Below are 10,439 nucleotides of genomic sequence, written 5' to 3'. Positions count from 1 at the left end.
CCGTGCCACGCGCTCCTGCCACTCGTTAATTTGCTCCACATTTGCCACCATATTTCTCCTCGAAATTGAAGAAAGGAGTGTGGCCGCAGCGTTCAGGAATTCATAGATGGGTGGGCTGGATGCTTACGCCGTAGCAGGGTCTCAGCAGAGGTCATAGTAGTTGGTGGTAGCGCCGGGAAGGCTTGACTCCGCCGATGAAGGACCAAACGAGTAGGAGTGTTGTCCGGCATGTTGATACAACAGGCAATGCGTCAGATGCCCGCGTCAGCGGGGCGGGAGGCCATCGGTCAGGGTGAAGCCTTGGCTACAACTTCCAGCGACGAAACTTACTGCCCGCGACATGCATCAGGAGACGCAGGATCAATGCTGCTGCGTGCGGCATTGAGAAGAGAGAACCTGCTGCAAGCGTTCAAGCGTGTGCGCACCAACAAGGGCGCATTCGGGGTGGATGGTCGGGACATCGACGACACCTCGCGCTATCTGACTGTGGCTTGGCCGGAGATACGTGAACGACTGCTGGCGGGAACGTATCGGCCCAGTCCGGTACGCAGGGTGAAGATTCCGAAACCCGATGGTGGCGAGCGCGAGCTCGGCATTCCGACGGTGACGGATCGTTTGATCCAGCAAGCACTGCTCCAAGTGCCGCAACCGATTCTTGATCCCACATTCAGTAAGCACAGCTACGGTTTCCGTCCGGGCCGGCGTGCGCACGACGCGATTCTTGCCGCGCGCGCGTACGTGCAGTCGGGACGGCGGATCGTGGTGGATGTTGATCTGTCGAAATTCTTTGACCGGGTCACTGAAGCAGCTTGCTCGTTATTCGAATCCTGCATTCGATATGATGTATCTCAGAATGTGGCAGGCGGTTGCCGGGATCAGGCAGGATGGACCATGCGATCAAGGCAGAAAGGACATACCCGCTGCAGCTCTTTCCTGATTCTCATGATAAGTAAGCGGTCGTTAAGTTGTTTCATCTGCTCGTCCCTGTCTTTCAGTACAACCACGGCATCGTTTGCAGGAATGCCCAGGTTGACGAGATAAGCAGCATCGACGACACGGTCAGAATCGCGTCCGGCGTAATTCCAGTGAAGATGGCGGATTTCTTCGTGCGGCACCGGCCGACTGTTGGCAATTGCTTCAGCCAAGCGGGGCGATGTCCATACAAAAAGATGCTCGCCATGCTTTTCACAATATTTTTTCATGAATTGCATGCGCAGATTTCCTTTTTTAATTTGTGAGTGCCTCATCAAGGCAGAAGCGACATACGCCTATCGTTTCACGGCAAATTCTCACGATAAGCACCCTGTCGTTAAGCTTCCCGGATGACTTGTCTCGGTTATGAAGCAGCACGACGGACTGGTCCCTACGGAATCCGCACTGTTCAAAAAAGGCGACGTCCACCGCATATTGATAACTCCCGTCCTGCGAGTTAATTTGAATGCGTCGAATGTCATCTTGACTGATCGATTCGTTGTTCTTGACTGCCGCGAAAAACTTTGGCGACGTTGGAATGCGATAGTGAGAGTGGTGTTTCTCGCAAGTTACCCATCCTGACATGCTGATACTGTCCTTTCTTCCGCACATCGCTGATGTGCATGCGGCGTTGATGTCCCATCACCCTTGCAACCGTTGTAACGGCCGCATCAATCCGCCAAGCGCGACTCTACCGAAGTCGACCGCTACCATGGCAAGGTCACACGTCACGTCCTGACGCGATATCAACTGGGTAGTACGAGGTCAAGACATAGAGGGCACACACTTATAAGCTCTTTCGTGATTTTTTGGATAAGTAATCGATCGTTAAGTTGCTTGGCAACTTTATCTCTGTCTTTCAGGACAACGACCCCGCGATTTGAAGGGAGTCCGAAGTTCTCGAGAAAAGTTGGATCAACCGTTTGTCTAAAATTTCTTCCGAATAAATCGAACTCAAGGTATCTGATATCCTCATGTGTCACGGATTGATTGCTCGAAATCGCCTCGGCCAATCTGGGCGACGTACTTATGAATGGCTGGAAGCCGTGCTTCACACAATATTTTGGTCCCATGATTTTACGGTTGTTCAGTGGTTAAATATATATATTGCTGACGAGCGTCTTTTGGGGTTTCGTGTCCACCAGCCTCCATCACCCTGCAAACATAAGTTACACAACTCTGCTTTCTGATGTTATATGCCGGTCCCAGTTTATTAAGTCCGTCGTTTTGGAAATCTTGCGCCGCCTTAGGATTTGGAAGATTAAATTCAATCGATTTCGCAGGAGGGGGAATGCCAGACACGTCGGTGCTCGGCATTGTAGGGCCTCCGGGTCCGCCCAATTGGTGAGAGTGTATCGAATTCCCATCAGCTATCACTTCAATCGAAAAATGTCCAACCCTATTCTGCTGATCTCGGTTATCGTGCCAATGCACAAGACAATTGCATCCTTCCGCACTCAATCCATACGGATCGATCCAGGAAACCGGATTCGGCGCGTATTGATACGTGTTATGCCCACCGGAAAGCCCGATCGGATCAAGCGACACAAAACGCCCGCAATCGGCATCGTAGTAGCGGAAACGATTGTAGTGCAAGCCCGTTTCGCTGTCGTGATACTGTCCCTGAAAACGGATAGGCTGGACCTGCGCCAGGGCAGTGTGGGACTGGTCCGCCTCCGCCGCAACATCCACGCGTCGCAGCACATTACCCCAGGCCTTGTAGGCGACCGCCCAGGTGAGCTCGCCATTCTGGTCGGTGACTTCATTCGGCGTGCCCAGATGATCCGTGTGGATATAGTGCACCTTGCATTCGGTGCTGGCATCCTGCCCGGTAACCGTATCGAGCTGCGCCAGCGGCACGAACGAGCCCGGCTCATACACATAGGTGCGCTCCCACTCGCCGCGCGCCTCGGACAGCAGGCGGTTGCCGTCCCACACAAAGCGGGTTGTCCCGAACGCATCTTTCTTGGCAATCCTGCGTCCGAACGGATCGTAGGCGTACTTCACCGTTTGCACAGTCGGCTGCGCCCGATGCGCATTGCGCGTGGTCTCCGACCGGACCAGCTGGTGCGCCGCATTCCATTCCAGGCGCAAACGCGTGTGCTTGCCCGTCAGCTTTTCAGTCAGGTTGCCGTGCGCATCGTAGTCGTAGCGCTTGTCTTCGAACACCTTGACCCGGTTGCCTTCGACCCGGCCCGCTGCGCTGACGGTGGTGTCGAGCAGGTTGTGCGCAGGGTCGAAAGCGAAGCGCTCGGCCAGGTCCGGCTGCACCGCCGTCATGATGCGGCCGATCGCGTCGTAGCTATACGACTTCAAGCCATTGCGCTGGTCGTCGATGGTAAGCAAATTGCCGCTGTCATCGTATTGATAGCGGCGCGCGATGACCGGTTCGGCGCCCCGGCCAGCTTGCTGGTGGCCGGCCACCTGCGCCAGCAGCCGGCCCACCGGGTCGTACTCGAACTCGGTGTTCAGCGCGCCTTGCGTGCGGCTCGTTGCGCGGTGCAGCTTGTCGCGCTCGATGTCGGTGATGACCTCGCCATCGATATTGATCTGGTGCAGGTGACCGGAGCCATAGAACAGGTTGTTGAGCACGCGGCCATCCGGCAACGTCGTCTGGATCCGGTTGCCCAGCTCGTCGTACGCATGGTGCAGCGCGCTCGTGTGTTCGCGCGTTTTGGTGCGCTCGCCCACCAGCTGGCCCAGCGCATCGTAGTGCAGCGTGACTTCAGCGGCGGCATTGACCGCTTGCGTCATCCGCCCCAGCGGGTCGTAGGCAAAACGTACGCGAATTTGTTCGGCACTGGCTGCGCCATTGGCGCGCGAGACGATCTTTTCGATCAGTTGGCCGGCGCTGTCGCGCGCATAATGGGTGTCGATGCGCGTGTATAGACTGCGTTCGCCGCTGCCGTGCTCTTCCTTGCCGACCACCATGCCGGCGTCATCGTAGCGGTAGCGCGTCAGTTGCGCATCGAAGGCCGTTTCTTCCACCAGGCGGTCGAGCGCGTCGTACACAAAGCGGTGCGCGTCGCCATTTTCATTGATCAGTTCCGTGATCCGCTGCGCATCGTCGTAGCGGTATGCGAGCACGCCGCCGCGTGCATCGACGCGCTTGACCGGCTTGCCCTCGCTGTTGAGCACATAGCTGGTGCGGTTGCCCGCCGCATCGATATGCGCCACCATCCGTCCCAGCGCATCGTATTCATAGCGTACCGTTGCGCCGTCGCCATCGGTGCTCGCCGCCATGCGCCCGAGCCGGTCGTAGCTGTACGAGGTGGTGTTGCCGGCGGCATTCGTGGTGCGCACCAGCCTGCCGTTATCGTCATAGCTGAAATAGGTGCTGTTGTTCGAGCAATCGGTGTAGCTGATCAGTTGCGCGGCGCGGTTGTAGGCCAGCCGCTTGACGCCGCCGGCCGCGTCAAGCACCCGCACCGGCAAGCCGAGCGCGTCGTACTGGTACGCGGTTTTTTGGCCCAGCGCATCGGTCACGCTGGCCAGGTTGCCATGCTCGTCGTAGCGCAGCAACGTGGTCGCGCCCATGGCGTCGGTAATCAGTGCCGGCTTGTCGAAGCGCTCGTCGTAGACGATGCCGGTGCCATTGCCGCCGCTTTCGATGCGCACCACGCGGCTGCGCCCGTCGTAGCGGTAACTGGTCGTGCGTCCGCCCGGCATTGTGCTCAGCAGGGTATTGCCGAAGGCGTCGAGCTGGCGCGTGACGACGCCGCCGACAGCGTCGACGATGCCGATCATGCGGCGCTTGTGGTCGAAGCGGTAGCGCTCTTCGCGGCCGAGATTGTCGGTCACGATGGTTTCCTGCGCCAGGTAGCGCAAGCTCCACGACTGCCCGCTGTTGGTCCAGTTGCGCGTCACACGGCCGCTGGCCGTGTAGTCGTCGTATTCGTAGCGCGACACCAGGCCGCCCGGCTGGCTGTGCTCCACCATCATGTGGTTGCGGTAGACAAACTGGCGGGTGATGTCGCCCGCGCCATTGCTGACCTGGCTCAGGTTGCCGGCCTCGTCGTAGGCGTACTGCACCAGCAATTGCGGCTCGTCCGTCGCCTCGCGCCGCACGCTGATGCTGCGCAGGCGCGGATAGGGCCGGTGATCTTCGAACACCAGCGCAAACAGATTGCCGGCCCCGTCTTCCACCTGTTCGGGCAACTGGCGCTTGTTGTACGTGATGCTGATGCGGTTGCCGTTGGCATCCATTTTCCCGACCAGGCGGGCAATCTCATGCCCGTTGTCGGGAATGGCGAACAGGTCGCGCGCGCCATTCGCATCGAACAGCTCGAACGTGCGCGCACCGCTGCGCAACAGGGTGATCTTTTCGGATGGCGAATAGCGCGTCTGGCCGATGCCCGGCAGCGAAAAGGTGACGTGGCGCGCAAACGCGTCGAGGATGACCACGCTGTCGTCATCGACTTGCAGCGCCAGCGAGAGCGGCGTCGACCAGCCTTGTCCCATCCACCCCGCCTGGCGCTGGCGCGAGCTGTAGCTGCGTTGCCAGGCCAATGGCAAAGGGGCGGGCAACACAAAGTCCAGCTCGCCCGAGCCTTTGAGTATCTTGGCGCCGGAAGCGGGACTGACCGGTTTGCCGACTTGCGGCTCGCAATCGGGACATGGTTCGTCAGCGTCGCCTTCGAGATCGAGCTCGAACTTGTCTTTTTCCTTGCCCTTGGGCGACTTGGCGGCAGGCGCCTTGGCGGGGGGCGGCGCCTTCACCGGTGGCGGCGCTGGCGCCGGCGCTTTGACCGCTGGCGCTGACGGCGCTTTCGATGGCGCGACCTGGGCGGCGATACTCCTGGGCTTGAATTCGGGGCGCTGGGCGATCTGCGGCGCGTTCCGATTGACCCAGCCGGCAACGGGAGCGCCCAGCTTGCTTTCCCTGAGAACGCGCAGCGCCTTGGTCAGGTCTTTCTTGGCCAACATGAGTGACACAGCGGACATGACGGCCATCACCAGCAATATTTTTCCTTCGGCGAATGCCTCGGCGGATGCAGTGATGAGCTGGGCGGATTGCGCACGCGCCGTATGCGCTAATTGCCCGGCGCGCCATGCCAGCGCAAATCCCTGGATCATTTTTCGGCACATTTCGGGAATCGTCTCGGCGAGGCTTTGCACCACGTCGGCCAAACCCATCACTGCCATGACCAGGGTTGCGATCTCTATGCCAACCGCCGCCCCGATGATCGCACCGGGCGCAGCGCCCACGCCGGCCGCCAGGGCACCGAGCCCGCCGCCGACGGTGGCGCCCAGGATGGCGCCTCCGCCAATGAACAGGGCGGTTTCCTTGGTGCCTTCCCACAAGGCGCCGAGAATGCTGCTGAAGTCGAGGCCGGCGACTCTCTTGACCAGCATCTCGGCCATCCGGTGGTTCGATGCTTGCAGCGCCTGGTGGACCGCGTAGGCGCAGCGGGTCGCTTCCGTGTGCTGGGCGATATCGCGCAAGCTGGGCAGCGAATGGTCGCGCGAGAACCGTTGCACGCGTTTTTCGACGTCCTGCAGCGCGGCGGCGCCCGCCGTCCTGTATTGCGTCTCCATCCGGCGCAAGGCGCCGCTGATGTCGTTAAAACTGGCGAGGGCATTCGTGGTGGTCATGCGGTGTACTTCCTATGGTCAACGGTCACCGCTTGCTTGATATCATATCGACAGCGTCTTTTTACGGCACAGAGTAACATTATAGCAACACTCAGATAGCTTAACGAATTTCACTATTGCTTGCTGGTGATGCAAGATCGATGCGCGCGTGCATAGGCGTCGCCTTTTTGCACGCCATCCTCCTTGATTAGCCAGGCTCAAGCTTTGCGCCTACGGGGCGGCGCATAATCGGGCCTTTCGAACCGTTTCCCGGAGCCTGTCCATGGATGTCGCGCGCAATCGTCATACTGACGAGCTGGTCGAAGCTGAAGAATTATGGGAGATGGACGTGGTCGACAAGGAAGCCTGGATCTGCCGCGCTTGCCCGACCCAGGTCTATCCGGCCTCGTACGACGCGGCCGTCAACAAGCGCCGCCCGTATTTCACGCTCGGCCGGGTCAACCGGCACGCCGCGGACTGCGCGGTCGATGCCGAACACAGCATCGTCAGCCGCGGGCAGAAAGAACGGGTCGGCAGCAGCGATGGCTTTCCGATGCCCTTTCCCAGCAAGCTGATCCTGGACAGTGACACCGCCGGCGCCGCCGCCGGCCCGTTCAAGGCCTCGTTCGCCTCCAGCACCCTGGCCGCCGTCCACGCCGCCGCCCGGGCGTCGGTGCATGCGCGCCACCACGGCCACACCATCAAGACCATCCGCCCCGCCTGCCGCACCTACATCAATTTCCCCAACGACCGCGAATTCCTGCCGCTCGAAATCCCTGGCGTCTGGGGCAAGACCTACGCCCAGCTGTTCTGGTTCATTCCCAACAAAAAGCCGGCCTTCTTTAGCAATCCGCGCCACCTGTTCTATGCGCCGATCCGCTGGAAGGAAGAACCGGCGACCAGCGCGTCGCACTGCGAACTGATCCTCAACGCCGGCGAATGGGACAGCGCCGCGCGCCGCCACGTTTCCCTGTGCCGCTTGCGGGTGGACTGGTCCGGCTGGAGCCCGGCGCGCCGCAACACCTTGCTGCACGAAATCAACGCGGCGCGCGCGGAAGCCGTGGAGCAAGCCCGGCAAGACAGCCAGATCAAGGGCTGGATGTTCTTCGTCGGCAACCAGGACCGGCTCGACCCGGCCTTGTTCCACGTCGACGACGAGCGCTTCATTTGCGCGCTGGCCGCCCGCATGAGCTGGCCGGAACGCCAACTTGCGCGCGCCTGAGCTGCATCATCCCCGCGCGCCGCCACGCGGCTAGCCTGAACCTCTGATCGACAGGGAGGAGGGCGGCATGAACCTGATTACGTGGAATATCCAGCGCGGGCGCACCCCCAGCGGCGAGTGCGACATCGCGCACACGGCGGCAAGCCTGCGCCAGGTGGCCGATGCCGATGTGCTGTGCCTGCAAGAAGTCTCGTCCGGCTATACCGACATGCCCGGCTGCGACGGCGCCAACCAGTTTGCGCTACTGGCGCACCATTTTCCGGGCTACGTGCCGGTGGTCGGCCTGGCGTGCGACATGGCGGGAGAAGGCGACGGCCCGCGCCGCCTGTTCGGCAACATGATCCTGTCGCGCCATCCGGTGCTGCAAGTGCTGCGCCACGCCTTGCCGTGGCCGCCCGACCCGGCGGTGATGAGCATGCAGCGCATCGCCCTGGAAGCGACGCTCGACACGCCGCTCGGCCTGATCCGCGTGACCACTACCCACCTCGAGTATTTTTCGCGGCCGCAGCGCAGCGCCCAGGTGCAGCGCCTGCGCGACTTGCAGCGCGAAGCGGTGGCGCATGCCGCCAACCCCCGTGCCGGCGCGGCCGGCGGCCCGTTCGCCGCCATCGCGCGCGCGCGTGCGGCCATCCTGGCGGGCGATTGCAACTTCCTGCCCGGCTCCTGGGAATACCATTGCCTGCAAGCACCGTTCGACGATGGCACGCCGGCCTATGCCGACGCCTGGCCCCTGCGCCATCCGGGCCAGGCGCACGCGCCCACGGTCTGCCTGCACGACCACCCGGGCCGGCCGGCCGATCCGTTTACCTGCGACTTTATCTTCGTGGGCGCCGACCTGGCGCCGCGCGTGGCCGAGCTGCGGGTTGCCTGCGACGATGCCGGCCCGGACCACCAGCCGCTGCTCATGCGCCTGGAATGAACGGCGCGCGGACGGGGCCGCACGGTTGATATTCTGTTGCATTCAAAACAGCTTGCGCTCATGTAAAATAGAACGAAATTTATGTTTTAGCAATACACATGATCGACGACAAATCCTATCCCTGTTCGGTACTGCTGATCGACGATGAGCCCTTCGCCCAGGACTTCATCGCGCATTGCCTCGAAGGCTGTACCGACGTGGCCCTGCGCTATGCCTCGCAGTCCGAACGCGTCGTCGAGCTGGCGCTGGAGGTCGATGCGACCGTGGTGCTGGTCGACCTGCGCATGCCGGGGGCCGATGGTTTCGACGTGATCCGCCTGCTGCGCCGGCACCGCGATACCGAGCATCTGCCGGTGATTTTGCTGTCGTCCGAAGAAGACGCCGAGATCAAGGCCAGGGCTTTTGCCACCGGCGCCAACGACTACATGGTCAAGTGGCCGGACGGGCGCGAACTGGCCGCGCGCGTGCGCTACCACAGCGCCGCCTACATCGCCCGCAAGCAGCGCGACGAAGCGTTCGTGTCGCTGCGGCGCAGCCAGGAAGAACTGGCCGCCAGCCAGTCGGCCCTGCACCAGGCGCAAAAAATGGAAGCGATCGGCCAGTTGACCGGCGGCGTCGCGCACGACTTCAATAATGTGTTGCAGATCATCGGCGGCAATTTGCAGTTGCTCAAGCTGCTCGGCGGCGTGAGCGAGAGCGCGCGCACCCGGATCGATATCGCGCTGGCCGGCGTGGAGCGCGGCGCCAAGCTGTCGGCCCACCTGCTGGCCTTCGCGCGGCGCCAGCCGCTGCAGGCGGTGGTGGTCAATCCCGGCGCGGTGCTGCGCGACATGGATGAAATGATGCGGCGCGTGCTCGGCCCGCGCGCCGTCATCAATACCGACATCGAAGAGCAGCTGTGGAGCACCACGGTCGATCCGAGCCAGTTGAACAATGTGATCCTGAACCTGGCCATCAACGCGCGCGACGCCATGGCCGATGGCGGCACCTTGACCATCCGCGCGGCCAACGTGCCGCTCGGTTCGCGCATGCTGTCGGAACTGGCCTCGGGCGACTATGTGATGGTGGAAGTGGCCGATACCGGCTGCGGCATGCCGGAAGCGGTGTTGCGGCGCGCCTTCGAGCCGTTTTTCACGACCAAGCCGACCGGGCAGGGAACCGGGCTGGGCTTGTCGATGGCGTATGGCTTCGTGAAGCAGTCGGGCGGCGAAATCGAGATCAAAAGCGAACCGGGCGCCGGCACCAGCGTCAAGATTTTCCTGCAACGCAGCGCCAGCGAGCCGGAGGACGCCGAGGAAAATGTGCCGGCGCCCTTGTTCGGCGGCTTGGAAACGATCCTGGTGGTCGAAGATGAAGAAGACGTGCGTACCAGCACCGTCGAATTGCTCTCGGCGCTAGGTTACCAGGTGTTCGAGGCGGAAGACGCGGCGCATGCCGTGGAACTGATCGACTCGGGGGCCAAGATCGACCTGGTGTTTTCGGATGTGATCATGCCGGGCAAGTTGAGCAGCCTGGAGTTGAGCGAAGTGGTGCGCACCAGGCTGCCATCGGCCCAGTTGCTGTTCACCTCGGGGTATGCCGAGGGTGTGCTGGCGCATGAGGGCAAGCTCGACGCCAAAGTCAATCTGCTGCAAAAACCGTATAACGCCGATGTGCTCAGCGCGCGCATCCGGCATCTGCTGCGGCGGCCCAAGCCGGCCGGGGTGGCGTCGCACTGAGTGTGCGCGCACGCCTGGCCGCGCAGGAGCCGCG

General features: G+C 61.7%; 5 protein-coding genes and 1 pseudogene. 4 read left to right on the top strand and 2 right to left on the bottom strand.

The window, feature by feature from the left end:
• Positions 1 to 228: 228 nt before the first annotated feature.
• Positions 229 to 798, top strand: a pseudogene (locus tag F0185_RS16445) (reverse transcriptase domain-containing protein); the annotation flags it as partial.
• A 77-nt stretch (positions 799 to 875) separates the two neighbouring features.
• On the opposite strand, the gene F0185_RS16440 reads toward F0185_RS16445, so the two are convergent.
• Together F0185_RS16440 and F0185_RS16435 are read right to left on the bottom strand one after the other, a co-directional pair.
• A complete protein-coding gene (locus tag F0185_RS16440) occupies positions 876 to 1,211 on the bottom strand; it encodes a hypothetical protein (RefSeq protein WP_166894092.1) in 336 nt (111 codons plus the stop codon).
• A gap of 838 nt (positions 1,212 to 2,049) precedes the next feature.
• Positions 2,050 to 6,567, bottom strand: a complete 4,518-nt coding sequence (locus F0185_RS16435; protein WP_167226157.1) for a DUF6861 domain-containing protein — start codon at positions 6,565 to 6,567, stop codon at positions 2,050 to 2,052.
• A gap of 262 nt (positions 6,568 to 6,829) precedes the next feature.
• On the opposite strand from F0185_RS16435, the gene F0185_RS16430 reads away from it, so the two are divergent.
• The 3 genes from F0185_RS16430 (at position 6,830) to F0185_RS16420 (ending at position 10,405) form a co-directional block, all read left to right on the top strand.
• Positions 6,830 to 7,768 carry a hypothetical protein gene (locus F0185_RS16430; protein ID WP_167226155.1) on the top strand — a complete coding sequence of 313 codons (939 nt, stop codon included), beginning with the start codon at positions 6,830 to 6,832 and terminating at the stop codon, positions 7,766 to 7,768.
• 67 nt (positions 7,769 to 7,835) lie between these two features.
• The gene (locus F0185_RS16425) at positions 7,836 to 8,687 is read left to right on the top strand and encodes an endonuclease/exonuclease/phosphatase family protein (RefSeq protein ID WP_167226153.1); all 852 of its coding nucleotides are present in this window, start codon (positions 7,836 to 7,838) and stop codon (positions 8,685 to 8,687) included.
• Between the two features lie 98 nt (positions 8,688 to 8,785).
• Complete coding sequence (locus F0185_RS16420) at positions 8,786 to 10,405, top strand: response regulator (protein WP_167226151.1); 1,620 nt, start codon at positions 8,786 to 8,788, stop codon at positions 10,403 to 10,405.
• The last annotated feature ends 34 nt before the right edge of the window (positions 10,406 to 10,439 follow it).

It is taken from the genome of Massilia rubra (assembly GCF_011682065.1).
Classification (GTDB): Bacteria; Pseudomonadota; Gammaproteobacteria; order Burkholderiales; family Burkholderiaceae_D; genus Telluria_A; species Telluria_A rubra.
Note: the sequence above shows the minus strand (reverse complement) of the source record. Positions and strands in the feature narration are given on the sequence as shown.